Origin of the sequence: Faecalibacterium sp. DFI.5.82 (assembly GCF_029076575.1) — a bacterium.
Classification (GTDB): Bacteria; Bacillota; Clostridia; order Oscillospirales; family Ruminococcaceae; genus Faecalibacterium; species Faecalibacterium duncaniae.
In genome coordinates this window covers 1-294 of sequence record NZ_JARFIS010000949.1, presented here as the reverse complement: position 1 = coordinate 294, position 294 = coordinate 1, and the positions used below count along the sequence as shown (strand labels likewise).

The following is a 294-nucleotide window of genomic DNA, read 5'->3' as shown; positions in this document are numbered from 1 at the left end:
AAGGAGTTGTTTCTATGAATTTTTTGACGAACCTCATCTTTGTTCTCAACCTGCTCAAGACCCTCATCAACCATTTCTTGTAAGGTGGTGGCTCTGAGTGGAAACTGTTCTCAAAGCGATTTCAGATTGGATCAAGTCGCTGCTGACTGCGGCCATCATGTCCAATCTGTCCGGCCTGTTTGATGATGACAATACACAGGTGGGCAGCATCGCACAGCAGGTCGGCACAAAGCCATCCAATTTTGAACCGCGCGTTTTCGCCATGAGCTAAGCCCTCACCCGGAATGTGGTGCT

Annotated in this window: 1 protein-coding gene; it reads left to right on the top strand. The window is 49.0% G+C overall.

All coding sequences use genetic code 11. From position 1 onward, the window contains the following. Positions 1-97: 97 nt before the first annotated feature. Positions 98-271 (top strand): CD0415/CD1112 family protein, encoded by a 174-nt coding sequence (locus tag P0G09_RS19620; protein WP_275253515.1) that lies wholly within the window; start codon positions 98-100, stop codon positions 269-271. Positions 272-294 lie beyond the last annotated feature (23 nt).